Here is a 25,763-nt window from a genome sequence, read left to right as displayed (position 1 = left end):
CTATTGTTGATATTTTACTGACCGTACGCTGTCGTTAAGCAGCTTTACTAGTATCATGCTGCCATCGGTATCAGGCAGCTGATAGGCCATTACCAGCAAGGAATCGGCCTTTGATTTTTCCCAATAGGTAGAATCAGGCGTTGATAGCGTATTCAAAACTTGCTGCCGCGTCATGCCTTTTTTAGCTTGGCTCACCCGGCTTATGCGATTGAACGTGTTGTAAGCCCCGACGAAGTATTTCAAATAAAGCCCGTATCCGACCGACAAGCAGCAGCAGATAATGATGACCATAGTTGAAGGTTTCATCGGGGCAGGTGGCTAAGTCAGATTCGACTTCGCACCACAAAGATGCGGCGGCGCAGCAAAAAAATTAGTCGAGTGCTGAGGCTTGTTGGATAATTTCTACCGATTTTTCCGTCAGCGCATACAGCGCCTGCAGGAACCGGTCGACCTCTACCTTGCTGATATTCAGCGGTGGTAGCAGTCGCAGTACGGTGGGGTCGGAGGCGTTGCCCACGAAAATGTGGTGTTCCAAGAGCAGCTTGTCGCGCACCTCCTTGATGGGGAAGTCGTACTTGATGCCCACCATCAGGCCGCGGCCGCGGATTTCCTCGGCGCCGGCGTGGGCCAGCAGCTCGGTGCGGAGGTAGTCGCCCATTTCGGCGGCGTGGGCCAGCAGGTTTTCCTGCTCAATGACTTCAAGCACGGCCAGAGCGGCGGCGCAGGCCAAGTGGTTGCCGCCGAAGGTGGTGCCCAGCAGGCCGTAGGAGGCTTTCAGCTCCGGCGCAATCAGGATGCCGCCGATGGGGAAGCCGTTGCCCATGCCCTTGGCCACGGAAATGATATCGGGCCTGATGCCGGCGTGCTGGTGGGCGAAAAACTTGCCGCTACGGCCGTAGCCGCTCTGCACCTCATCGGCAATCAGGATGACGCCGTACTGCTTGCACAGCGTCGCCAGCCCCTGCAGGAACTCATCGGAAGGCATGATGATGCCGCCCACGCCCTGAATTGGCTCGATGATGACGGCGCACACGTCGCCGCCTTGAAGCGTGGTTTTTACCGCCGCCAAGTCGTATTCCAGGAAGCTGATAGCGTGGCCCGCGTTGAAGGGCGCGACGATTTTCGGGTTATCCGTGGCGGCCACCGCACCCGAGGTGCGGCCGTGAAACGCACCTTTAAACGCCACCACGCGGGTTTTGCCGGTGTGGAAGGAGGCCAGCTTCAGCGCATTCTCGTTGGCCTCGGCCCCCGAGTTGCACAGAAACAGTGCGTAGTCCTCGTAGCCCGATACCTGGCCCAGCTTGTGCGCCAGCTGCGTCTGAATCGGAATCTGCACCGAGTTGGAATAGAAGCCGATGTTTTGCAGTTGCTCGGTGAGGCGCTGCACGTAATGCGGGTGGCTGTGGCCGATGGAAATAACGGCGTGGCCGCCGTAGAAATCCAGGTATTCCTGGCCCTGGTCGTCCCACAGCTTGGCGCCGAGCGCCTTTACTGGCGTGATGTTGACGAGCGGATAAACGTTGAAAAGCTCCATTAGAAAAGCACCGATTTGAGGTTGAGGCCTGTTGTTTCGGGCAGGCCAAAAATCAGGTTCATATTCTGCACTGCCTGGCCCGAAGCGCCCTTTACCAGATTATCAATAACCGAGGTAATGAGCAGTTGCTTGCCTTGCTTCTGCACGTGCAGCAAGCATTTGTTGGTATTCACCACCTGCTTGAGGTGAATTTCCTTATCCGAAACCGTGGTAAACGGTGCGTCAGCATAAAATTGCTTATAAAGTTCCCGCGCCTCGTCCTGCGTTAAATCCGAGGGCGTGTAGACGCTGGCGAAAATGCCCCGCGAGAAATTGCCGCGGTATGGGATGAAATGAATCTCGGCTTCCGACTGCGGCTGCAGTTGCACCAGGCTCTCGCCGATTTCGCCGAGGTGCTGGTGCGTGAAGGGCTTGTAGATGGACACGTTGTTGGTGCGCCACGAGAAATGCACCGTTTCCGACAGGCTCTGGCCCGCGCCGGTCGAGCCGGTGATAGCGGAGACGTGGATGTCGTCAGTGAGCTTGCCGGCCTTGGCCAGCGGCAGCAGTGCCAACTGGATGGCTGTGGCGAAGCAGCCGGGATTGGCAATGCTCTGGGCCTGCTGGATGCGGCTTTTGTTCAACTCGGGCAGGCCGTACACGAACTCGCGGCCTTCGAACTCGGTATCCGCGTTCAGGCGGAAATCGTTGCTCAGGTCGATGATGTGCGTGGTTTCTGGCAGGGAGTTTTTTTGCAGCCAGGCTTTAGAATTGCCGTGGCCCAGGCACAGAAACACTACGTCTTCATCGCCGGCTAGCTCCGATGTGAAAGCCAAGTCGGTTTCGCCCACCAAATCGTCGTGCACTTGGTGCACGGGGTTGCCCGCGTTCGAGGAGCTGACAATGCCGCCCAATTCCACGAACTCGTGGTGCAGCAGAATGCGGATGAGCTCGCCGGCCGTGTAGCCGGCCCCGCCCACGATGCCGGCCTTAATTTTCATCGTGCAGGCTGGCGCTAATTTTCAGCTGGTTGCCGAAAATCTTGATGAAACCACGGGCGTCGCGGGCATCCCAGGCGTTGTTTTCCTCGCCGTAGGTCGCCACTTTCGACTGCATCATATCATACTTGGACTCGATGCCGAGCAGGTCGAATTGATAAGGCTTGAGCTGCACGAACACCTTGCCCGAAACGTGGTTCTGAGACGATTCCAAGAAGGCTTCCATGTCGCGCATAACCGGGTCGAGGTATTGAGCTTCATGGAGCAAGGTGCCGTACCAATTGGCGATGTAATCCTTGTGCAGCAGCTGCCAGCGGGTGCTGGTGTGCTTTTCCAGCAAGTGGTGTGCTTTGATAAGAATAAGCGGCGCGGGGGCCTCGAAACCCACGCGGCCCTTGATGCCCAGAATGGTATCGCCCACATGTATGTCGCGGCCGATGGCGAAGGCCGAGCCCAACTCGTTCAGCTTCTGAATCAGGGCCACCGGTTCCAGCGTTTCACCATTCAGGGCCACCGGCTCGCCTTTTTCGAAGGTGATTTCCACGCGTTCCGAATCCTGCCGCTGCAATTGCGAGGGGTATGCGCTTTCGGGCAGGGCTTCGTGCGAAGTCAGCGTTTCGACGCCGCCCACGCTGGTGCCCCAGATGCCTTTATTGATGGAATATTTTGCCTTTTCCCAGCTCATTTCGAATCCCTGTTTTTGCAGGTATTCAATCTCGGCCTGGCGCGAGAGTTTCAGGTCGCGGATGGGCGTCAGAATCTCCGTTTTGGGGGCAATAACCGAAAAAGCCACGTCGAAACGCACCTGGTCGTTGCCGGCACCGGTGCTGCCGTGCACGATGTAATCGGCTTCGTTGGCGCGGGCGTATTCGGCAATGGCCAGTGACTGGAACATGCGCTCGGCGCTGACGCTCAGCGGGTAGGTGTCGTTTTTCAGCACGTTGCCGAACAGCAGGTAGCGCAGGCAGTCGTGGTAGAAACGCGTGGTCACGTCAATCACCTCGTGCTTCACCGAACCCAATTCGTAGGCGCGCTTCTCGATGGCGGCCAGTTCCTCGGCCGTAAAGCCGCCGGAATTGACGATTACCGTGTGCACTTCCAAATCAAGGTCGCGCGACAAATACACGGCGCAAAACGAGGTGTCGAGGCCGCCGCTATAGGCGAGAATGGCTTTTTTCTTCATTATTACAGTGCAGAATCGGTTTCAGTAGCGGGGTTTTGGGGCAGGGGCAGAGTAGGAGTGAGGGCGGCAAAATCAGGAACCTGGACCTGTACCAACTGCTTCTCGGGCGTATCGTAAAGCATGCCGGTACAGAGGCACATTTTGCGCTCGTTCTCCATCAGGATGCTGTAGTTTTTGCAGCTTTTGCAGCCTTTCCAGAAGTCTTCGCTGGTCGTGAGCTCCGAGAAAGTAACGGGCTCATAGCCCAGGTCCGTGTTGATTTTCATCACGGCCAGGCTGGTTGTGATGCCGAAAATCTTGGCCTGCGGGTACTTGGTGCGCGACAGGTCAAATACGGCCTGCTTGATGGCCCGGCCCACGCCACCCTTGCGGATTTCAGCGTTCACAATCAGACCCGAGTTGACGACAAAGGTCTTGTCATCAAAGGTTTCGATATAGCAAAAGCCCGCCAACTCGCCATCAACGAAAGCAATGATGCCGTCGCCACTGGCCATTTTTTTGGCCACGTAGGCTGGCTCACGCTTGGCGATACCCGTCCCGCGCGTTTTGGCCGACTCGACGTACCATTGGCATAATTGTTCAGCGTACTGAGCGTCCGCTTCCGTTGCAACCCGAATTGTCATTGATTATAAGATACTTAGGGATAGATGCGTGGCTGTCCGGAAAATCCGTTCGTAGTTTATACGTGGAATTCCTGCTAAAGCCCAAACCTGTCTGTAGGTTGAGCGGATACTAGCCCGGCTCAATAGGGGCTGGCCAAGGGGCCAACATGCGGCTGCTGAAGCCGCTAGGGTCGTCGCACCAGAGCGCACGTCGTTTGGCACACGCCGGCCACCGCTGGCCGATTGGCCAGAGCGAGCATCGAAGACGTGGAAACGGGGAGGGGCATGGCGGAAACTAAGTTGATTCGGCGCTTTAACGAAGCAGCGAACCAAGTGGTTCAATTCTGCCGCAAAGGTAAAAGCCCCTACTTTTGCCTGCAACATTTTCCGTGGTTTTTTTGAAATAGCGCTGGCCCTACTCCTGGGTTTGCGCGTATGTGAAGCAGTGATGAAGCCCGAGTTAAAAATATTTAAAATAGGCGGTGGTATAATTGACAGCGAGGCTGACTTGCTGGAATTCGTGCGGCTATTTTCCGAAGTAAGCGGACCCAAAATCCTCGTACATGGCGGCGGAAAAGGAGCCAGCGAAATGATGGCCAATCTGGGCATTGCGCCGCGCATGATAAATGGCCGCCGAATCACAGATGCCGCGACGCTGGAAATTGTAACCATGTTTTACGCGGGCAAAACCAACAAACAGCTGGTGGCCGCGCTGCAAAGCCGGGATGTCAACGCTCTGGGCCTCAGCGGAGCCGATGGCAATGTGATTCAGGCCACGAAACGCCCCGTGCGCGATGTGGACTATGGCTTCGTGGGCGATTTGAGCGAGGCCAGTGTTAATTCGACGCTGATTCATCAGTTCCTGGAGATGGGTTTGACGCCGGTTTTCTGCGCGATTAACCACGATGGCCACGGGCAATTATTAAATACGAATGCTGATACTATTGCGGCATCTGTAGCCAAAGCGTTGAGTGCTAAATATGCGGTGGCGCTGCATTTTTGCTTCGAGAAAAGAGGTGTGCTAACGGATGTGACTGACGATAAATCAGTAATTGCTAAAATTAATCTGGCAGATTATGCCGAATTAAAGGAAAGCGGAATTATTGCCGATGGGATGCTGCCGAAACTCGAAAATGCGTTCGATGCCTTGCAGTTTGGCGTTGATAAAGTCATTATCGAGCACGCACTGTATATCAATGAAGTATTGAAAACGACGCTATGTCTGAATTAGTAGAGCAGCTGAGCAATGATGCCGTTGATTTATTAATCCGGTTAATTAAAACGCCTTCATTTTCGAGGGAAGAAGCCGGGACGGCGACGTTGATTCAGGAGTTTCTGATAGCTCATGGTATAGCCGCGCAACGCCAACAGAATAACGTGTGGGCCGTTTCCTCGCATTTTGATGCTGATAAACCGACGATTCTGCTCAACTCTCACCACGACACTGTGAAAGCCGGTGCCGGGTGGAATTACGACCCATTTGGTGCGGTGCTGGAAGGCGATAAATTGACTGGCTTAGGGAGTAATGATGCGGGAGCTTCGGCGGTTAGTTTGCTGGCTGCGTTCCTGTATTTTCAGGGTAAAGCGAATGCGTTTAATTTGATTTGCGCGATTACGGCAGAAGAAGAAGTTTCAGGTGCGAATGGAATCCGAAGCGTGCTGCCGGAATTTGGTAAAATAGATTTGGGAATTGTGGGCGAGCCTACGGGAATGAATCTGGCAATCGCCGAAAAAGGCTTGATTGTGCTGGATGCTACTGCCCACGGCAAAACTGGCCATGCTGCCCGTGAGGAAGGCGAAAATGCCCTTTACAAGGCAGTGGATGATATTCAGTGGCTGCGGCAGTTCCAGTTTCCGGAGGTGTCGCCGCTGCTGGGGCCGGTGAAGATGACAGTGACCCAGATAAGCGCCGGCACGCAGCACAATGTGGTGCCCGACCGCTGCCAATTTGTAGTTGACGTGCGGACAAACGAGCTGTACCAAAACCAGGAAATAGTTGATTTTTTGCGTTCGAAATTGCAGTCGGAAATTGTGCCGCGCTCCACGCATTTAAATTCCTCGCGCATCAGCGAAAATCATCCGTTAATTAGGAAAGGCGTGGCAATGGGGAAGACAATTTATGGCTCTCCCACGCTGTCGGACCAGTCGATGATGCCGTTTGAAACCCTAAAAATGGGGCCGGGCGAAAGTGCCCGCTCGCATACGCCGGATGAATTTATTCTCGTGAGTGAAATACGAGCGGGTATTCGGGATTACATTGAGTTGCTGACTGATTTTAGATTTTAATTACCGGAGTACGCTATGAAAATTTGGGAAAAAGGATTTTCGGTCAACGATACCATCGAAAAATTCACCGTGGGCCAGGACCGGGTGCTGGATATGTACCTCGCGCCGTTCGATATGCGGGCCTCGAAAGCCCAGGCCAATATGCTGGCCAAAGTGGGGCTGATTTCGGAAGCAGAACGGCAGCAGCTGATTACCGGCCTGGATGAACTGTTGGCGCAGGTGGCGGCGGGTACTTTTCAGATTGAGGAGGATTTTGAGGATGTGCACTCCAAAATAGAGTCTTACCTGACGGAAAAATTTGGCGACGCGGGCAAAAAAATCCACACGGCGCGCTCGCGCAATGACCAGGTTTTGACGGCCATTCAGCTTTTTCTGAAGGACTATACCGAGCAGATTTCGGCCAAAATGCTGGCGCTGACGGAGGTGCTGCTGCAAAAGGCCGAGGCGCACAAAAATGACCTACTGCCGGGCTACACGCACTTTCAGGCAGCCATGCCGAGCAGCTTCGGGCTGTGGTTTTCGGCATATGCCGAGCATTTGCTGCTGGATTTGGCCCTGTTTGAGGCAGCGCATAAGGTGGCCGACCAGAACCCGCTGGGCTCGGGCGCGGGCTTCGGCAGCAGCTTCCCGATTGACCGCGAGATGACGACCCGGGAAATGGGGTTCGGCAGCGTGGCGGTGAGCAGCGTGGGCGCGCAGATGCTGCGCGGCAAAACCGAGAAAACGCTGGCCTTTGCCATCGCCGGCGCGGCGGGTACGCTGGGCAAGCTGGCGTATGATTTGGTGATGTACAACAGCCAGGATTTGGGCTTTGTGACGCTGCCGAAGGAGTTCACGACGGGCTCCAGCATCATGCCGCACAAGAAAAACCCCGACGTGTTTGAGCTGGTGCGCGGCCACGCCAACCGCCTCCAGGCCCTGCCCAATGATATTATGCTGGCCACCAGCAACCTGCCCAGCGGCTACCACCGCGACTTCCAGTTGCTGAAAGAGCTGCTGTTTGGGCCGATGATGCAGTTTGCCGATTTGCTGGACATGCTGCTGTTTGCGCTGCCCGAAATCAAGATTAAGCCCGGTGTAATTGAGCAGGCGAAATACGACCCGATTTTCTCGGTCGAAAATATTAACCAGCTTATTATTGCCGGCGTGCCGTTCCGGGATGCGTACCAGCAGGTGGGGCGGGCCGTGGAAGACGGCAGCTACGTGCCGCACCGTGAGTTTCAGACCACGCACTTAGGCAGCATTCACAACCTGGGGCTGGCCGAAATTACGGCCAAAGTGCGGCAGTGGCAGGAGGGCAGCGAGCTGTTTGGGAAGTAGAAAGCGGTTGCTTGCAAGACTTTATTAGATTGGGAATTAGCTGTTGCTACCCTGTACTTTTACAGGCTAAGTAACTACGAGTTTTTCTATGCCCTTTCGTTATTGGCCTTGTGCCGGCCGCGTTTTTCTTCTGGGAGTGATGGGCGGGCTGCTGCCAAAATTGGCGTGGGCCCAGCATCCGGCCCCGCCGGTTATGTTGCGCGACACACTAAGCGAAGAAGTGCTGGTGACGGCCACCCGTACCAATTCGCGCATCGACGACCTGCCTACGCGGGTGGAGGTGCTGGGGGCCGAGGAAATGGAGGAGGAAAGCAGCATCAAGCCGGCCAGCATCGCCAGCTTGTTTGGCGACATCGCGGGGACGCAGATTCAGCCTACTTCGCCCACCACCGGCAATCTGGATTTGCGCCTGCAAGGCCTGCCGGGCCAGTACACGCAGATTTTGCGCGACGGCGTGCCGCTCTACGGCGGTTTTGCGGGCTCATTCGGGCTGCTCACGGTGCCGCCGCTCGATTTGCGCCAAGTGGAATTAATTAAGGGCTCGAACTCGACGCTGTACGGTGGTGGGGCCATTGCCGGGCTGGTGAACCTAGTGAGCAAAACGCCCACGCTGGGCACGCCGCAGTACGCCGCCAGCCTCAACCAGACCACTTTGCGCGAGACGGATTTGAACGGTTTCGCGGCCCGGCGGGGGCGGCGCTGGGGCTATTCGGCCTTTGTGGGGCTCGTCAATCAGAAGGAAAAGGACGTGGACGGCGACGGCTTCGTGGACGTGCCCCGCGTGCGCAATCTCAACCTGCATCCGCGCCTGTTTTTCTACCCCAATGCCCACAGCCAGGTGGCGCTGGGCTACACCGGCACCCTGGAAAGCCGCCGGGCCGGCGATTTGGAAGTTCTCAAAAAAGGCTTCGACCCCGTGGGCGGCCACGTATTCTACGTCGACAACACCAGCCTGCGCAATACCGCCGACCTGCTTTACACCAACGACGAGCTGGCCGGCGGCCGCCTCACCGTCAAGGGTACCATCACGGATTTTGTGCGCGATGTGAATACCAATTCCGATGCCTTCACCGCCTACCAAACCACCTATTATACGGAGGCCAGCTATCTGCACGCGGCCGGCCCGCGCCACACCCTGGTAGTGGGCCTGAACGCCAACGGCGAGCAGCTGGCGTCCTTCAACCGCAGCGCTACGCCGCTGCGCAGCCCCTATACTTACCACACGCTGGGCGCGTTTGCGCAGGACGACTGGCGCGTGCTGCCTCGTCTGAGCCTGCAAGCCGGTTTGCGCCTCGACCACCACAATCAGTATGGCAGTTTCCTGCTGCCGCGCCTCGCACTGCTGTACCGGGCCAGTGCGGCCGTTACGGCCCGCCTCAGCAGCGGCCTGGGCTACCGCGCCCCGGTGCCCTACATCAATAGCCTCGACGAGCGGGATTACCCCCTCGTGAAGGCCCTGCAAGGCGTGAGCGCCGAAACCTCTTTTGGCCTGAACGGCGACGTGAACTACCAGCACACATTTGAGGGAGGAGATGAGCCACTGGTGCTGAGCTTGAACCAGTCGTTTTTCTATACACACCTCAGCAATCCGTTGGTGTTGAGTGGGCTGGGTTTTACCGGGCCCTTTCAGGCCAACTACCTCAGCTGGCAAAATGCGGCCGCCCCGCTCTCCACGCGCGGCCTCGAAACCTACGTGCGCCTGCGGGCCGATGAAACTGAGCTTTACCTGGGTTACGTGTTCACCGATGCCCGCCGGCAGTACGATGCTGCCAACCCGCACCTGCCGCTGGCCGCCCGGCACAAGTTTGCGGCGGTGGGACTGGTTGAATTCACGGATGCGTTCAGTGCCGGCCTTGAGGCTTCCTACATTGGCCAGCAATACCTGACCAATGGCCGCCCCACGCCCGGCTACCCGCTGTTTGCCGCGCTGCTGCGCTACCACGCGGGCAATTTCACGTTGGCGCTGAATGGCGAAAACCTGCTTGACTATCGCCAAACGCGCCAGGAAAAAGTGGTGCTGGCCCCGTTCGATAACCCGGTCTTCCGCGAGCTGTGGGCACCCGTGGAAGGCCGGGTCTTCAACTTGTCGCTGACGTGGCGCTGGGCCAAAGCCTAAAGGCCGTTCTCGCCCGAAAGCTCAAACGGCCTATTTTCTGGTCAATTGCTGGATAGCTATTGCGAAATGCGTTGGCTAAACGAACCCGCCGCGGTAATCAGCCGCACCACGTATACACCCGTGGGCAGCGAGCGGAGGCTCAGTACCCACTGGCCGGGCCGGGCCGCATCGGCAGCGCAGGGCACTGGCAGCAGGCGCCCCAGCGCATCGAATACCCGCACGGTGGCGGGGCCCTGCGCCAGGGTTTCGGCGGGTAGCGAAGTGCTGACCACCCATTCCTGGGCTGCGCGGCCCGGGTACACGGCCAGGCTGCTGCCCAAACGGTCTACCTTCACGGCCCGCACCGGCGAGAAGGAATAGGTGCCGTCCAAATCTATCTGCCGCAGGCGGTAATAGCTCGTGGCCGGTAGCGGCCGCTCGTCAGTAGTATGGTATGTGGTCTGGTACTGGGTGGTGCCGGCGGCAGCTACGGAACTCAGCTCACGGAAGACTTTGCCGTCCGACGAGCGTTCTACTACAAAGGCACGGCTGTTTTTTTCCGATGCCGTAACCCAGTTCAGGTCCACCTGCTGGTTCTCCAGAACCTGCGCGTTGAAAAGCGTCAGTTCAACCGGAAGGGCTGTGCAACGGATGCTGGGCGCTTCCGCATCGCAATTGGCCTCGTTGGTATTGGCCGCTGCCAGCGCCGCCCCGCACCCAGCCGAAGGCGTGCGTTTTACGCAGACCGATATGGCCGCCGCTGCGCAGTTATTCAATAAGTGCGTAGTGGCCCCATTGCCCCCATACACGCACCCGGCCACTGTCAGGGAGCCGGAGAATTTGTTGCTGCTGCCGCACAGGGTATTATTCGCGCCGCCCACGGATAGGTCGAGGTTGCCACCAATATTCACGGCACCGTCGGAAACAATGTTGGAGCTGAGCAGAATTAGGTTGCAGACAGTAGTGAGCGAGCCACCGGCAGCAATGCTTACGGTCGCTTTGTCAACGGTCATTTTGTCGACCCGGACACTGCTACCCGCGCCTACGATGAGGTTGGTCGCCCTTAGCGAGCTGGTGCCGTCGCCCAGGGTGAAAGCAGCATTGCCATCAATAGTGCCCCCATTGGACACATTAAGCGCTGCCCGGCTCGATACGGTGATGGTGCCGCCTACCGCTACGCTAATGGAGCCGCCGTTGAGAATGGTTAGCACCCCATCATCCACCGAAATGCTTCCCCCATTGCCCACCGAGTAGGCACTTGATAGCGTCACGTTATGGTTGCCAATAACGATTCTGGCGTTGCTTCCCGGCGTTGGCAGGGCCGGGCAGCCCGAGCCCGTGCTTTGTGCTGCAAAAGTGTTAGGGTCACTTAAGGAGCCGTCCTGAGATACTCGATACACGCATTGGGCCATTGCCAGTATCGGTACTCCTGAAAATAATCCACTGACAATCAGTGTTACAAGTAATAAATTTTTCATGGCGCATAAGAAAAGCGTGTGATGAACTTCAAGACACTACTAAATATACGCAAATCAATGATAAATAAAAAATATAATATAAAAAATACAATTTTGCTAAAAGCTTAGCCCGGGTCTTCATTCGAATGAATTATCAGCATTTATGAAAATTTTTTGTGTGTACAAAATATTGTTAATGAGATTTTTACATCGAAATAATCAGGTGAGCTACGCGTTGAGCGTATCTGAAATCGATAGCGCTTGGTGCGCCCTGAACGCAGTGTTCGGTATTTGGGGAATCGCTACGGTTGTGTTTATATAATAAAAATACTTTATTTATTTATATTATATGACTATAAAAGTCACTAAAATCCGATGGATTGGCTGCGTCCTTAGGCCATTTCTTGCTGGCTCAGGCCCATACCAGAACTACTGTTCCGGCTAGAATCAACCCCGCGCCCAGCGCCCCTTTCAGGCTGATGGTTTCGCCCAGAAACGCTACTGCCAGCAGCAGCGACAGCGCCACGCTCAACTTGTCGACCGGGGCCACCTTTGCCACTGGCCCCAGCTTCAGGGCGCGGAAGTAGCATAGCCACGACGCTCCGGTAGCCACCCCCGACAGCACCAGAAACAGCCACGTGCGCCCCGTGAGGGCTGGCAGCCCAGCCGTGGCCCCCCGCGCAATGGCAATGCCCCAGGCCAGCAGCAAAATCACCACCGTGCGGATGGCCGTGGCCAAATCCGAGTCGACGCCCTTGATGCCGATTTTGGCAAAAATGGCGGTGAGGGCCGCAAACAGGGCCGAAAGCAGGGCGTAGGGAATCCAGGAAGCCATAACGTTAAGAGGGGAGAAGGTGCCGCCAACAGGTCGGAAATAACCGCCGGTTTCAAGGGTACGTAAGCCGACGCACCAGCGCTGATGGCCAAGCAAAATTGCCGGTCGGTGAAGCCATTTCGCGGAATTTCCTGTTACCTTTTCGACCCATCCCGAATCCTGTGCCCAAATCTGCCCCTGACTTCCGCCGGCCCGACCTGCTGCGCCTCGACTACGATACCTACCGCGCCTTGCCGGCCATTGCCAATTCCGACCTCTCGCGCCTGCGCGATGCCCTCGATGGCCGCGCGCCCCGCCCCCAAACCAGTGCCAACGAAGGCGCGCTGAACTTCGGCACGGCCTTCCACACCGCCCTGCTGGAGCCCGCCGACTACGTGGCCGGCCTGCCTGGTCTGAACGATACGCTGGTGTGGTGGCTGGTGGAAGGCGTGAAACTCAACACCCACCTGGCCGGGCTGCTGGAGCGCGGCACTCCCGAAGTGAGCGTGCTCTTCACCGAGCCCGCCACTGATACGCTCTGCAAGCTGCGGGCCGACCTCGTGGTGGCCCACCCCGACGAGCCGTTCACCATCATCGACTTCAAAACCACCAGCGCCCGCGACGCCGACCATTTCCTCTGGCAGTGCTCGGCCTATGACTACGACCGGCAGGCCGCTTTCTACACCGATGCCCTCAGCGCCGAACGGTTCCTATTAGTAGGGGTGCAAAAAAATGAGCCCTTCGGCGTGTTCACCATCGAAGTGAGCGAGCAGATGCTGGCCGAGGGCCGCCAGAAATACCATCGCCTGCTGCGCCTCCTGAAAGCCCCCGGTACCGCGCCCGCCTACCGCGCCGAAGCCGTGCAGGCCGCCGTGGATGCGCTGGGGCAACCTTCGGACGACGAATAAGCCGGCGCAAAACCAATTTATACAAGCATCCCCGCCCAATTCAGGCGGGGATTTTTTTGTTCAAAAACCAATAAATTAACACTTACTTACTAGTTAGTAAGTAAAGAAATTGTATATTTGTCCCACCATGCTAACGCCGCCTCCAACCCCTACGCTGCCTCCCGATACCCGCACTCGCATCCTCGACCTGGCGGAAGAGCTGCTGCTGGAGCGCGGCTTCAACGCCTTCAGCTACCAGCATTTGGCCAAGGAATTGGGGGTGAAACCGGCGGCTATTCATTATCACTACCCGAGCAAGGACGACCTGGGTACGGCCATTGTGGCCCGGCAGCTACGCCGCCTGCGCAAGTGGCGCGACCTGCCCCGCGTAGCCGACCTGCCGCCGGCCGCCCAGTTCGAAGCCCTGCTGGCGGTGTATGACACGCACCTCGGCCACGAGCGCCGCGTGTGCCTGTTCGGCGCGCTGGCCGCCGATTTCCGGACCCTGCCCGCGCCCATGCAGGCCGAGCTCCGCACCTTCAACCGCGAGCTGACCGAGTGGCTGGCCCAGGTGCTGGCCGTGGGCCGGGCCACGGGCACTCTGCGCTTCGTGGGCAGCCCGGCGGCCAAGGCGGCGCAGGTGCTCACCACCCTGGCCGGGGCGCTGCAAGTGGCCCGCGTGCACGACGAAACGCCCTTTCAGGTGATAGTGGGCCAGCTTCGGCTGGAGCTGCTGCCTTAGCGGGAAGGCTTTTTCTGCCACTTGACCCGCAGTTATTTCCATCCATCACTTGCTACCGGAAAAGCCTCTGCTTGCACCAATCCACGCTTCCCATGACCAATACCTATTCGCCCGCTTATTCTTTGTGTGCTGATGAAACGCCTGCTGCGCCGCCGGTGGTGACCATGCGCTACCCCGAGCCGGCGGGCCTGCGGTGGCTCCGCTGGCAGCTGGGGGCGCTGTGGGCAGTGGCTCCGGCGCTGGGCTTCCGGCAGGCCTGGCAGGTATTCACCACGCCGCGCCGCCTGCCCATCAAAGCCTGGGAAGCGCCCGCCTTGGCCGAAGCCCGCCGCCACACCGTGGCCGCCGCCACCGGCCCCATTGCTGTGTACGAATGGGGGCCGGCTGCCGCGCCCGCCGTGCTGCTCGTGCATGGCTGGGAGCACCGGGCCAGCTTCTGGCGGGCCTGGTTGGGGCCGTTGTTGGCGGCCGGCTACCGCGTAGTGGCCTTGGATGGCCCGGCACACGGGGCTTCGGCCGGCCGGCGCACCACGCTCCCCGATTTTGGCGGGGCCGTGCAGGCAGTGGTGGATACTATCGGGGAGGTGCGTGCCATTGTGGCGCACTCGTTTGGGGCGGCGTCGGTGGCGGGGCTGCCGGTGCGGCTGCCGGCCGGGGTAGCGTTGCCGCGCCTGGTGCTCGTCAGTGCGCCATTGGGGCCACGGCCGGTGGCCGAGCGGTTTGCCGATTTCTTGCATTTGCCCGCCGATTTGGTGCGGCGCTTTGCCGAACACATCGAGCGCCGCACCGGCCGGCCGGTCGACTCGTTCGCCGTGGCCACCGCGGGCCCGGGCACTGGGGCCGAGCAAGTGCTGGTGCTGCACGACGAAGAAGACGAAATCATCCCCTTCGCCGAAGGCCAGCAGATAGCCGCGGCCTGGCCCGGTACCCGGCTACACGCCACGCGCGGCCTGGGCCACAACCGCATTCTGCGCGATGCCGGCGTGGTGCAGCTGGCAGTAGATTTTATTGGCTGAGCCCGGCTCAGATAGTTTCCAGGCCTTCGGCGGCCAGCTGCCGCAGCACTTCGCGCAGCCCGTCGGTGTCCAGCAGCAGCCGGCCGATGTGCGCTACGTACTCTGCCTCGGCCCGCAGGTCGCGCTTGAGCTGGCGCAATTCCAGCTCCTGCTTTTTGCCTGAGGTGGTGACGAAGCCGTTGGGGCCGTATTTCAGCTCGTTCATTTCCTGCTTTAGCTGGGTTTGCTGCTGGAGCAGGGCGCGGGTGTAGCGGGCCAGCACGTCGTCGGCCGCCGCGTCGGCGGGGCCGGATTCGGCCAGCAGCTGGAGCAGGGTGTAGAGGTCGTCGGCCTCGTAGGCCTCGGTGATGCGCTGCATCTGGGCAGTTTTGTCGGCTTGCTTTTCGGGGTCGCGCTCCAGGTCGGGGTGGTGGGTGCGGGCCAGCTGGCGGTAGATGGTTTTGGCGTTGGTTTCGAGCTGCTTCTGGTCGGCCTGCGCGGCGGCTTCCTGCTGGCGCTGGGCCTTGGTTTTGCGGCGGGCGCGGGCGGCGGCGGCAGCCTGCTCGTGCGGCGGCAGGGTAGGGTCGGGGATGAATTCCGGGGCCGAATCCTCGCTTTTTTTGCGCTCGGCGGCATTTTTAGCCGTTGCGGAGCGGTGCCCGGCCGGGGCGTATTTGCGGATAATAGCCGCTTCATCTTCCCCAAACCGGTCTTCCAGCGTGCGGGCGTTGCCCAGAATCACGCCCGTAATCTGGGCTTCTTCCAGGCGGCTGAAGTAGCTCAGCAGCAGCGCTTCTTCCAGCGGCGCATACAGCGCGTGGCGGGCCGCTACCACGGCAGTGGCCGCCGGCCCCACCTGCTGCCAGTAGCGCCGCCGGGCCTCGGCCTGCTCGGCGCGGAGGTCGCGCAGCCGCTCGCGCAGATTTTCCACGTCGAGAATGGCTTGCCGGAATGCTTGCTGCGCGAGCGTGCCCGTGGGCTGCTCATTGGTTAGCACGGGAACAGTAATGCGGTCGGGATGCGCGGAATCGGCTTTTTTCATTGGATAGCAAAGGTACGGCCCGTCTTTACGGCCACAGCTCAAACGCCACCCGGAACGTGTTGCAATGCGCGTTCACGATGTCGGCCAGCTTTTCGGAATATCCCCCGCCCATGCTTACGGCCACTGGCAGGTTCCGCGCCCGGCACAAGCCCAGTACCAGCTCATCGCGTTGCCGGCAGCCAGCGGGCGTGAGCGCCAGCTTGCCCAGCTTATCGGTTGCCAGCACATCCACGCCGGCTTGGTAGAAAATGAAATCGGGCCTCACATGCTCCACCAGCGGCTCCAGCGTAGCTAATACCTGCGCCAGATAATTCGCATCATCGGTGCCCAGCGCCAGCGGAATATCCAGGTCCGACTGTTCCTTGCGCAGCGGGTAGTTAGCCCCGGCGTGCATCGAAAACGTGAACACGCGCGGCTCATCGCGGAAAATGGCGGCCGTACCATCGCCCTGATGCACATCGAGGTCCACAATCAAAATCTGCCGCGCTAGCCCGTGCGTCAGCAGATAAGCGGCGGCAATGGCCTGGTCGTTCAGCACGCAGAAGCCTTCGCCCCGGTCGGCAAAGGCGTGGTGGGTGCCGCCGGCCAGGTTCAGGCCAATGCCATCGCGCAGCGCATTCAGGGCCGATTGCAGCGTGCCTGCACTGCTGCTCAGCGAGCGGCGCACCAGCTGCGGGCTTTGGGGCAGGCCCAGGTTGCGCACCTCGCGGGGCGAGAGCTGGAGGTCGCGCACGCGGTGCCAATAGTTGGTGGTATGCACGCGCAGTACATCTTCCTCGGCGCACAGGCCGGGCTCGTAGAAATCGGCCGGCTCGGCTATGCCCTGCCACAGCAGCTGCTCCCGAATCAGCGCGTATTTGGCGATGGGGAATCGGTGGCCGTCTGGCAGAGTGAGGGTGTAATGATCGGAAGTAGCGAGGCGGGGCATAAATAGCAAAGTGCGGGCAGTGGCTGGTTGTAACTAGCAAAGCCTGCCCAGTGCGTACGCAATTATGGCCCCAATAGTGCCTGTTCTGTTGCTGCGGGCTAATAGTAGCTAGTCAATTGAAGGAATTTATTGCTTTATAAAAAGCCGTTAATTTCTGCTGAATTAAACTTTGTAGAAATATTTGATAATTATTTTCAAAAATAATTTGCGCAATTAAAATTAATATCTAACCTTTGTCGCACCAAAAGCAAACAACCATGTACCGCCACTTCACATTCACCAGTAATTCGGATAAGATGCAGCCAGAACGGCTGTCTCCGCTCGGTACGTTTGCCTGATTTCAGCTCCCGCTGAAAACCCGCCACGCCCGAGCCCACAAGCTCGGGTTTTTTGTTGCTAATCGGTTTGTCAACCGTTTACCCATTCAATCCATGCCCCTCATCCGTCCCAATTACCAGCCAGAGCCGAAACAATTCCGGTCCGATTGCGGCCAGGATAAACGGTGTGGTCGTGCTTTTCTTCTTTGTTGGATGCGTCGATAACTTCGGCGTAAATCATGCGAAATAGAAAAGCCCGGCCCGCAAAAGCCGGGCTTTTTCGTGTTATTAATTCCCAAATAAAAACGTGTTTTTATTTGCCTGGAAGAGGTGCGCCTAATTCAAATTCAAATTAATTAGCCGAGATAATAATTGGCCATTAATTAATTTTTGAATTAATCAACCTGTTCAATCCATTCCTTTCCACTTTCCAAAATTCCCCAATATGCGCTTCAACTTCTTCTCCCGAAACAGCGCGCCCACCGTCAACCACGAGGGGGCGCCCGCCTTCACCCTCACGCCTCAGGTAGAGCTGTACGCCGCCGTGGCAACGGCCGCGCTCAGTGACCAATTTTACGAAACGGCTGACACTCGTTTGCATCGTTTGCGCGACTTGGTGGCGAAAAACGAGCCCCGATTCGTGGCGCAATTGGCAGTGTACGCCCGTGAGAGCCTGAATTTGCGCTCGGTGCCGCTGGTGCTGTGCGTGGAGCTGGCCCGCCTGCACCGCGGCGACAGCCTCGTGAGCCGCCTGGTGGCCCGTGTGGTGCAGCGCCCCGACGAAATCACGGAACTGCTGGCCTTCTACGCCCAGGCCAACGCCCGGGGCGGGACCAAAATCCTCAACCGCCTCTCCAAGCAACTGCAAAAAGGCCTGGCCCTCAGCTTCAACCGTTTCGACGGCTACCAGCTGGCCAAGTACGACCGTGAGGGTGCGGTGCGCCTGCGCGATGCCCTCTTCCTCGTTCACCCGAACGCGAAAGATGAGGCCCAGCAAGCGCTGTTCAACCAATTGGTGCGCGGCGAATTGCCCACGCCCTACACCTGGGAAACCGAGTTGTCGGCAGTGGGGCAGGAGACTTACGCCACGGATGCGGACCGGCAAACGGCCGTCCGCACCACCTGGGAAACGCTGATTGGCAGCGGTAAGCTGGGCTACATGGCCTTGCTCCGCAACCTGCGCAACATCCTCGAAGCCAATGTATCGGCCGCCACGATGGAGAAAGTGTGCGACACGCTGGCCGACCGGTTTGCGGTGGCGCGCAGCAAGCAACTGCCGTTCCGTTTCCTGGCGGCTTACCGGGAGGTGAAAGCCTTGCCCAGTGGCCATGTGGCCAGCGTATTGGCCGCTCTGGAAACAGCCATTGCGCACAGCGCTGTGAACCTGCGCGGTTTCGGGCACGATACCCGTGTGGTGCTGGCCTGCGACGTGTCGGGCTCGATGCAGCAACCCATTTCGGCGCGCAGCAAAGTGCTGCTCTACGACGTGGGCCTGGTGCTGAGCATGTTGCTCCAGAGCCGCTGCCAGAACGTGATTACCGGCATGTTCGGCAACGTCTGGAAGCGCATCAGCCTACCCCGTGGCCCGGTGCTGCGCAACGTGGACGAGCTCTACCAGCGCGAAGGCGAAGTGGGCTACTCCACCAACGGCCACCTGGTAGTGCAGGAGCTGTTGCTGCGCCGCGAGGTGGTGGATAAGGTGATGATTTTCACCGACTGTCAGCTCTGGAACAGCACCGGCGATAGCGGCGTGTTTGGCCGAATCTGGGCCGACTACCGCCGCACCGTGGGCCCCAATGCCCGCCTCTACCTCTTCGACCTGGCCGGGCACGGCACCGCGCCGCTGGAGGTGCGCCCCGAAACGGGCGTGGCCCTCATCGCCGGCTGGTCCGATAAAGTTTTCGACGTGCTGAGCGCGCTGGATAACGGCGGCTCGGCCCTCACCGAAATCGAGAAAATTGACTTGTAAAACCTGATGCAAAAATGGCCGGGCAATAAAGCGGAACCCCCGGCCGCGCGGTGTAAGGTGGCGTAGGCGTGGCCTACTTCGGGGGTGCTGGGTGGCCGCTTTGGCGGCGAGGGTTCGAGTCCCTTCACTTACGTAGCCCGCCGCTGATTCCCCTTGCTTATGCGCATTTGCAATAAAAACGACATGAATTACGTTTAAAAACTGCTGACATGAGGAAGACGGCTGCCCACTTGGGGCAGTCGCCGACCGGGATGCCGCCTTTCGCTTGCGAGGGCGCATCCCACCTCGGCCAGCTCCGTTATGGTTCGGGTGCCGTAGGCGGGCGTTACTTCGCTGGTGAAAGGGGGCTTCTTCGGAGGCTCCGCTTAGGGTTCGACTCCCCTTCCGTGGCCTCGGCTGCGGTTGACACGCCTGCCGCCTGTTGCCCCGAATTTTCGGAGAAAGCCGAATGGTAAACAAACTGCCGGATGCCGTAGTCTCGCGCTACTTCGACCTGTCACGTCGGCCCCCTGGGCCAATACGCGGGACGCCTGTTGCTCTGGTTTTTTGCTGATAAAACGGGCTGGTGCCGTAGCACCGCCATACTTCGCTATGGGACTATGGGGTCGCCGGTTCGAGGCCGGCCTGTGCGCTTCGGCTTGCAGTAGCTCAGTTGGTTAGAGCACATAATGCAGGCGATGCGCCCTGTTGCCCAGCCCCGTTTTATTTTTCTTTTCATTAACAACGAGGACGGCCCGAATAAGCGCCGCCACCTCGTGCAAAAACCATTTTTATGGCCAACATTTTACGCGGCAACGACCTTCGCGCCCTCGGGTTTCCCGAAGGTCGGGCCATCGGGCTTGCGCTGGCTCAATTGCAGCGCAAGCACCTCAAAAAACTCTCTCAAACCGACCAGCTGGTTTTGCTAGGTCAACTTATTGCCAATCCCAACGACTACCTCACCCACCTCGACTGGAGCCATACGGCGGCCGCATTGCTGCCACCGCCCAACCGCCACATCGCCCTGGTCGAGCGCAAGGAATACGCCGTATTCGGGGCCGAGCACATTGAGCCCGGTGCCATTCACCAGATGGAAACGGCCATGAAACTGCCCGTGACCGTGGCTGGTGCACTCATGCCCGACGCCCACCACGGCTACGGCCTGCCCATCGGCGGCGTGCTGGCGACGGACAACGCGGTGATTCCCTACGCCGTGGGCGTGGACATCGGCTGCCGGATGGCGTTGTCGGTGTTCGATTTACCACCCAAATACCTATCTCAGCGCACCCAGGAGTTGCGCAGCCTGCTGCTCGAAAACACCCGTTTCGGCAGCGGCCGGGGCTTCGAGCGCGGTCAGCGGATGGACCACGCCGTGCTCGACCGGGCCGAATTTCAGGAAATCCCTTTTCTGAAAAACAAGCTCGATAAAGCCGCTGAGCAAGTCGGGACTTCCGGCTCCGGCAACCACTTCGTGGAGTTCGGCATTGTCGAAATCACCGACGTGGAAAACGAGCTGGGCGTGCCGGTGGGCCAGTACTTGGGCGTGCTCTCGCACTCCGGTTCGCGGGGGCTGGGCGCGGGCATTGCCGAGCGCTACACCAAGCTCGCCAAGGACGTTTGCCAACTGCCCGGCGAAGCCCAGCACCTCGCCTGGCTCGGCCTCGACACCGAAGCCGGCCAAGAGTACTGGGCCGCCATGACGCTGGCCGGCGACTATGCCTCGGCCTGCCACGACCAGATTCACCGCCGCCTGGCCCGCGCCCTCGGCGAAAAGCCCCTGGCGAAAGTGGAAAACCACCACAACTTCGCCTGGAAGGAGCGGCTGGCCAATGGCCGCGAGGTCATCACCCACCGCAAGGGGGCCACGCCGGCCGGTGCGGGCGTGCTCGGCATCATCCCCGGTTCGATGACGGCTCCCGGCTTCATCGTGCGGGGGCGGGGTGTGGCCGAGTCGTTGGCTTCGGCTTCGCACGGGGCGGGGCGATTGATGTCGCGCACCCGTGCCAAGGCCGAACTGGGCGAAGCGCAGGTGCGCAAGTACCTCGCCGACCACGGCATCGAGCTCATCGGCGGCGGGCTCGATGAAGCGCCGATGGCTTACAAAGACATCCGCACCGTGATGGCCAGCCAACGCGAGCTGGTGGACGTGCTGGGCTCCTTCACCCCCAAAATTGTGCGGATGGATGGGGCCTAATTAATGCCGCTAGTCAATCCAAACCCCCGATGCCTCACGTACATAAATGAGTGTCTCTTACAGGGGACAGTTGTTTTCATAGCTTGGAAAGCCTCTCGCCTTTGGCGGGAGGTTTTTTAATTCGGGGAAGAAGGGTTGCCCCAAACACAAAGCCCCGGCCATTACGGCCGGGGCTTTGTGTTTTTTATTCCTGAAAAAGCCGTGGACCTATTGCACTACCAGGCGCTTGGCCACGAGGCCAGCGGCTGTGCGGGCCTGCACCGAATAGATGCCGGGAGCCAGGCCGGCCAGCGGCAGGTCCAGGGTTTCGGTGGTGCCGGCGGCCAGGGTGCGCGTGAGCACCGTGCGGCCCAGGTTGTCGACTACCGATACGGCCGTGGCGGCCGTGCCGCGCAGGGCCACCGGCAGCAGCAGCGTGGCCGAGCCGTGGGCCGGGTTGGGGTACACGCTGGCCAGGCGGGCCAGGGCGGCGGGTGCGGTAGCCAGCACGCGGGCCTGCGTGCTGAAGAGCACGGCGTAGCGGCCGGCAGCGGCGGCATTGGCCGACAGCGTCAGGTTGATGACGGGCGTGGTGGCCAGGTCGGTGTAGGTGCCGGTGAGGGCATCGCGCAGGTAGGCGTGGTAGCCAGTGGGCAGGTTGGCGAGATTATCGACGCCGAGCGTGTACGTGCCGGCGGTGGCCGCGCTCAGGTACAGCGGTAGCACCACATCGGCGGTGCCGGCCAGGGTGGGCATCCCGTTGATGGAGGCCGTCTGGCCACTGGCATCGGTGGCCAGGGTCAGGCCATTGGAAGAGGGCAGGGCCACGGCATCGAAGGCGGCATCAAACCCGGTTGTCGCGCCCTGGTCGAAATAAATGGCCGTTTGGGTGGCGGCGGTGGCGTTACGCAGGCTCATTGTGAGCTGGGTGCGGGTGTCGGCGGTGCCACGCTGGAAGGGCGTGTTGTTGTTGGTCGTGAGGCGCTCGGTGTTGGTGAAGGCGATGCTGCCCACCTGCCCGGCTGCAATGGTGCGCACGACAAAGCCCTGCGACGACGGCAAAATATTGGTGCCGCCATTTGCAGTCACGCCGTTGATGTAGCTGGCATACGTGCCGGTGTACTGGCCATTGCTCTTGAACACGTACAGCGCATTTTCCATATTCGTCAGGCGGCCGGCCGTTACCATGGCCTGCCAGTCGAGCGGGGCGGGGTAGGGGTTGCCCCGGAAGTGCCAGCCGGCATCGGTGTACGGGCCGCGGGTGAGGTTGCTGGCCGTGTAGTTACCGTTGTTGAGCGTGCCCACAAAGTCCACGTTGGCCGCCGCCGAGATGTTCACGGTGTAGCCCTGCGTGGGGTTGAGCGCATCCGAGAGCGAGCCGGGCGAGAGGTAGCCCTTGTCAAAATCAATGGAGCCGCCGCTGCCGCTGCTGTTCACGCGCGTCTCGTCGTAGCTAAACACCGTGGGGAAGGGCCGCACCGATTTGCCCACTGTATTAAAAGCCGGATTGATAACCGGCGTGTAGCCGGCCGTGGTCAGGTCATTCAAGTTGCTGCCGCTCACGGGAGGCGAGTAGTGGCGGTAGCCCGTCCCGTTGAAGGTGGGCGTGATGTAGCGCTGCACCGTGGCCGTACCCACCACTGCACCGCCCGTATTATCAACCAGTGCCGTGCCGGCTGCCGACGACAGCAGCGTCAGCGTGCGGCCGCCGGTGTTCAGGTTGCCGCTTTGCAGGCGCACCACGCCGGCCACGGCCACGGCCTGGGTCAACGTCACGTTTGCGGTGTTCAGCACGCCCAGGTTCAGCACCTGCGCGGGCAGGCCCGTACCGGTTGCCTGGGCCACGGTGCCGTTGTAGAGGTAGCTGGCCTGCGGGCTAAAACTGCGCGAGCCCGTTACCTGCACCGCGCCCACGGCACCGCTGGTCGCAATCCCGGCTGCGTCGCAGATGGCAATGGCGCCACCGGCTTGCAGGTCGAAATTACCTCCACCGGTAATCGGCTGGCAGTTCTGAATGAGCGAGCCGCCCGCCTGCACGGCCAGCATGCCGCTCACGGTTAGCGGGCCGCTCAGCGTAGCAACGCCGTTGGGACCCACAATGGTTACGTTGCGGTAGCTGCCCTGCACGGCCTGCGGCGTGCTCACCACCAAATCCTGCGAAGTGCCCTGGCCGCTGAAGTTGATAACGTAGGGGTTATTCGCCTGACTGTTGTTGGCAATGCTCACTGAGCCGGTGTTGGTGCCGGTAGCCGTGGGCGAGAACGTGACGCTGAACGTGGCCGTGCCGCCCGGGGCCACGCTGGTCGGGGCCGCACCGCTCAGGGCATACGGCCCGCTGAAGGTGAAAGCCCCCAGCGTAAGGGCATCCGTGGTGCTGCCGTTGCTGATGGTGAACGTAACCGGGGCCGACGTGCTGCCCTGCTGCGTGCTGGCAAACCCTGTAAAGTTGCCGCCGTTGGCAATGCCGGTCCCGCCCTGGCTTACGGCAATCTGCGGGTTGGGGGTGGCGGCCTGGCCGTTGCCGGTCAGGTTCACGGTGTAAGTGGCGCCGTTGGTGGCGTTGGAATTAATGACCAGCGTGCCCGTGCGGGTGCCGGTCACCGTGGGCGTGAAGGTCACGTTCACAGTGGCCGTACCGCCAGCGGGCACCGTGGTCGGGGCCGTGCCACTTACGGCGAAGTTGCCGGTGGTGGTGATGCTGCTGATGGCCAGCGGGTCGGTGCCGCCATTGGTGAGGGTGAAGGATACGGCCGGGCTGGTCGTGTTCACCGTCTGGTTGCCGAAGCTGTAAGCCGTGCCGCCGCTGGGGTAGCTGGTGGCACCCTGGCTCACGGCCAGCGTGGCGGCCGCCGTGCTGGTGGTGAAGGTGACGGTAGCTGGGCCGGTGGTGCCGCTCGGGCAGGTGGTGGTGATGCTGACCGTGTAGCTGGTATTAGGCGTCAGGCCCGTGAGGGTTGCCGAAGTAGCTGTAGCAGGCAGGGTTTGCGTGGTGGTGGTCGGCGAGGTCGTCACGGTGTAGCTCGTGGCCGAGCCGTTGCCAGTGAACGACACCGTGGCCGAGCTGCTGGTAATGCTGCCCGCCGTCAGGTTGGTCGGCGCCGCGCAGGTAGGCGTCACCGTAAACGTGGCCGGGGCCGAGGGCGGCGTGCTCGGGAAAGGCGGGTTGGTAACGGTCACGTTGTAAGCACCCACCGTGGCCAGGTCGGCAGCCGTCAACACCGCCGTCAGCTGCGTGGCCGATACGTAGGTGGCCGTCCGGTCCGAACCGTTGAACTGCACCGTGGTCGAGTTCACGAAGCCCGTGCCGTTAATAGTCAGCGTCAGGCCGGGGGTGCCCACCTCGGCCGAGGGAGGCGATAGGCTGGTGATGGCGGGCGTGGGGGCCACGGCAATCGACAGCAGATTGAACGGCGTCAGGAAGTTGGCGGGCACCAGGGTGCGCTTGTTGCTGCCGTAGCCGACCGGGTTGGCGTTGGTGGGGTCGGGGGGGCTGGTTGCGCTGGCCGGCAGCGACAAATCGTAGAGGTTGCTGCTCGAATAGCCCGAACCGTTAGGAGCCGTTAGTTCCAGCAAGTAGCCCTTGTTGTAAGTTCCGGCCCAGAAAATGTCAATGTTGATGCGGGCAGTCGCGTCGATGCCATAGAACGGGCCGCTGCCCGAGCCCAGTCTGATATCGGCTTGCGTATTAAGCGTGCCATCATTAGGCGGCGACTGCGTTGACAAAATGCCGGAAGGAGCAGACAGGTCGTATTTGTTCTCGGCATCGTAGAGAATGGTGCTGGTCGCGCCGGCAAACGAATTGGTGTAGGCCGCGCCCCCCACCCGCGGGTTGAGCCCGGCGTTGGGGTCGCCGGCAGCGTAGGCCAGCGGCCCATCAACACCGCCGGTGGTTACGACTAGGCCCGTTACCGGGCTAATCCGGTAGTTGGCATCGTTGGAGCTCACCACCCGCACCAGGTCGGCCACTGGGTTGAAGTTGAAGCCAATGCGCTCCGTAGCGTCGCCCAGCGTCAGGGAAATCGGCGAGGCGCTCACGGCCATGGCCACCCCGGTTCTGGGGTTAAGGGTATAAAGCTGGGCGTTGTTGGTTGTCAGGGCCGGGTCGTAGCCTAAAGCATAGAGCTGCCCCGTCAGGGGGCGAAAATCAATGCCTACCAGTTTCTGGTTGCCCACCACGCCCGTGATTAAGAACAAGTTGTTGTTGGGGCCTCCGGTTGCCGGGTCGAATGCCGCTATGCCCTGCGAGCCCGCCGTGGCACCGGCCGGATAAATGGGCGAGTAGGCAAAAGTATGGGTGACCGTGCCGATGCCGTAAATGGTGGTTTGCGCCTGAGCCACCAAGCCAGTCAGCAATAGCACCGCACTCAGGGCAAGACGCAGAAAGCGACTTAGTCGCTGGCCCGAAGCAGACCGCGAAAGTAGGAGTTTGGACATAGTATAAGAGAAAATGGAGGGGTTAAAAC

19 protein-coding genes are annotated in these 25,763 nt (G+C 60.0%); 9 read left to right on the top strand and 10 right to left on the bottom strand.

The window, feature by feature from the left end; genetic code table 11:
• The 5 genes from ACYU70_RS07880 to ACYU70_RS07860 form a co-directional block, all read right to left on the bottom strand.
• Positions 1-306 carry a hypothetical protein gene (locus ACYU70_RS07880; protein ID WP_342295431.1) on the bottom strand — a complete coding sequence of 102 codons (306 nt, stop codon included), beginning with the start codon at positions 304-306 and terminating at the stop codon, positions 1-3.
• Between the two features lie 64 nt (positions 307-370).
• Positions 371-1,534: an aspartate aminotransferase family protein gene (locus ACYU70_RS07875; RefSeq protein WP_342295429.1), complete on the bottom strand. Its 1,164-nt coding sequence runs from the start codon at positions 1,532-1,534 to the stop codon at positions 371-373.
• Positions 1,534-2,514: an N-acetyl-gamma-glutamyl-phosphate reductase gene (gene argC, locus ACYU70_RS07870; protein ID WP_342295428.1), complete on the bottom strand. Its 981-nt coding sequence runs from the start codon at positions 2,512-2,514 to the stop codon at positions 1,534-1,536. Before argC ends, ACYU70_RS07875 begins: the two co-directional genes overlap by 1 nt.
• A complete protein-coding gene (gene argG, locus ACYU70_RS07865) occupies positions 2,504-3,694 on the bottom strand; it encodes an argininosuccinate synthase (protein WP_342295426.1) in 1,191 nt (396 codons plus the stop codon). The genes argC and argG overlap by 11 nt, the downstream gene beginning before the upstream one ends.
• A 2-nt stretch (positions 3,695-3,696) precedes the next feature.
• Positions 3,697-4,317 (bottom strand): GNAT family N-acetyltransferase, encoded by a 621-nt coding sequence (locus tag ACYU70_RS07860; RefSeq protein ID WP_342295424.1) that lies wholly within the window; start codon positions 4,315-4,317, stop codon positions 3,697-3,699.
• 427 nt (positions 4,318-4,744) lie between these two features.
• On the opposite strand from ACYU70_RS07860, the gene argB reads away from it, so the two are divergent.
• The 4 genes from argB to ACYU70_RS07840 all read left to right on the top strand — a co-directional run bounded on the left by argB (position 4,745) and on the right by ACYU70_RS07840 (position 10,018).
• A complete protein-coding gene (argB, locus tag ACYU70_RS07855) occupies positions 4,745-5,527 on the top strand; it encodes an acetylglutamate kinase (RefSeq protein WP_342295423.1) in 783 nt (260 codons plus the stop codon).
• Positions 5,515-6,582 carry a M20 family metallo-hydrolase gene (locus ACYU70_RS07850; protein WP_342295422.1) on the top strand — a complete coding sequence of 356 codons (1,068 nt, stop codon included), beginning with the start codon at positions 5,515-5,517 and terminating at the stop codon, positions 6,580-6,582. Before argB ends, ACYU70_RS07850 begins: the two co-directional genes overlap by 13 nt.
• A 15-nt stretch (positions 6,583-6,597) precedes the next feature.
• Entirely contained in the window at positions 6,598-7,902 is a 1,305-nt protein-coding gene (argH, locus tag ACYU70_RS07845; RefSeq protein ID WP_342295421.1) for an argininosuccinate lyase, read from the top strand.
• Between the two features lie 193 nt (positions 7,903-8,095).
• Positions 8,096-10,018 carry a TonB-dependent receptor plug domain-containing protein gene (locus ACYU70_RS07840; protein ID WP_342295420.1) on the top strand — a complete coding sequence of 641 codons (1,923 nt, stop codon included), beginning with the start codon at positions 8,096-8,098 and terminating at the stop codon, positions 10,016-10,018.
• Between the two features lie 56 nt (positions 10,019-10,074).
• Here the strand turns inward: ACYU70_RS07840 and ACYU70_RS07835 are convergent, their stop codons facing one another.
• Both ACYU70_RS07835 and ACYU70_RS07830 read right to left on the bottom strand, forming a co-directional pair.
• The gene (locus ACYU70_RS07835) at positions 10,075-11,268 is read right to left on the bottom strand and encodes a T9SS type A sorting domain-containing protein (RefSeq protein ID WP_342295418.1); all 1,194 of its coding nucleotides are present in this window, start codon (positions 11,266-11,268) and stop codon (positions 10,075-10,077) included.
• A 598-nt stretch (positions 11,269-11,866) separates the two neighbouring features.
• Positions 11,867-12,289: an EamA family transporter gene (locus ACYU70_RS07830; RefSeq protein ID WP_342295416.1), complete on the bottom strand. Its 423-nt coding sequence runs from the start codon at positions 12,287-12,289 to the stop codon at positions 11,867-11,869.
• Between the two features lie 161 nt (positions 12,290-12,450).
• Here ACYU70_RS07830 and ACYU70_RS07825 point away from each other — a divergent pair, with 161 nt between their 5' ends.
• The 3 genes from ACYU70_RS07825 to ACYU70_RS07815 all read left to right on the top strand — a co-directional run bounded on the left by ACYU70_RS07825 (position 12,451) and on the right by ACYU70_RS07815 (position 14,913).
• Entirely contained in the window at positions 12,451-13,176 is a 726-nt protein-coding gene (locus ACYU70_RS07825; protein WP_342295414.1) for a PD-(D/E)XK nuclease-like domain-containing protein, read from the top strand.
• A 127-nt stretch (positions 13,177-13,303) separates the two neighbouring features.
• Positions 13,304-13,897 (top strand): TetR/AcrR family transcriptional regulator, encoded by a 594-nt coding sequence (locus ACYU70_RS07820; RefSeq protein WP_342295413.1) that lies wholly within the window; start codon positions 13,304-13,306, stop codon positions 13,895-13,897.
• Between the two features lie 92 nt (positions 13,898-13,989).
• Entirely contained in the window at positions 13,990-14,913 is a 924-nt protein-coding gene (locus ACYU70_RS07815; RefSeq protein ID WP_342295412.1) for an alpha/beta fold hydrolase, read from the top strand.
• Between the two features lie 7 nt (positions 14,914-14,920).
• Here the strand turns inward: ACYU70_RS07815 and ACYU70_RS07810 are convergent, their stop codons facing one another.
• Both ACYU70_RS07810 and ACYU70_RS07805 read right to left on the bottom strand, forming a co-directional pair.
• Positions 14,921-15,934, bottom strand: a complete 1,014-nt coding sequence (locus tag ACYU70_RS07810) for a J domain-containing protein (protein WP_342295411.1) — start codon at positions 15,932-15,934, stop codon at positions 14,921-14,923.
• A gap of 25 nt (positions 15,935-15,959) precedes the next feature.
• Complete coding sequence (locus tag ACYU70_RS07805; RefSeq protein ID WP_342295409.1) at positions 15,960-16,862, bottom strand: histone deacetylase family protein; 903 nt, start codon at positions 16,860-16,862, stop codon at positions 15,960-15,962.
• A gap of 762 nt (positions 16,863-17,624) precedes the next feature.
• Here ACYU70_RS07805 and ACYU70_RS07800 point away from each other — a divergent pair.
• Both ACYU70_RS07800 and ACYU70_RS07795 read left to right on the top strand, forming a co-directional pair.
• Positions 17,625-19,148: a TROVE domain-containing protein gene (locus ACYU70_RS07800; RefSeq protein WP_342295408.1), complete on the top strand. Its 1,524-nt coding sequence runs from the start codon at positions 17,625-17,627 to the stop codon at positions 19,146-19,148.
• Positions 19,149-19,920: 772 nt separating this feature from the next.
• Positions 19,921-21,321, top strand: a complete 1,401-nt coding sequence (locus ACYU70_RS07795; protein WP_342295406.1) for an RtcB family protein — start codon at positions 19,921-19,923, stop codon at positions 21,319-21,321.
• Positions 21,322-21,528: 207 nt separating this feature from the next.
• On the opposite strand, the gene ACYU70_RS07790 is transcribed toward ACYU70_RS07795, so the two are convergent.
• Complete coding sequence (locus ACYU70_RS07790; RefSeq protein WP_342295405.1) at positions 21,529-25,734, bottom strand: DUF4394 domain-containing protein; 4,206 nt, start codon at positions 25,732-25,734, stop codon at positions 21,529-21,531.
• Positions 25,735-25,763: the final 29 nt, after the last annotated feature.

It is taken from the genome of Hymenobacter segetis (assembly GCF_054776495.1).
Note: the sequence above shows the minus strand (reverse complement) of the source record. Positions and strands in the feature narration are given on the sequence as shown.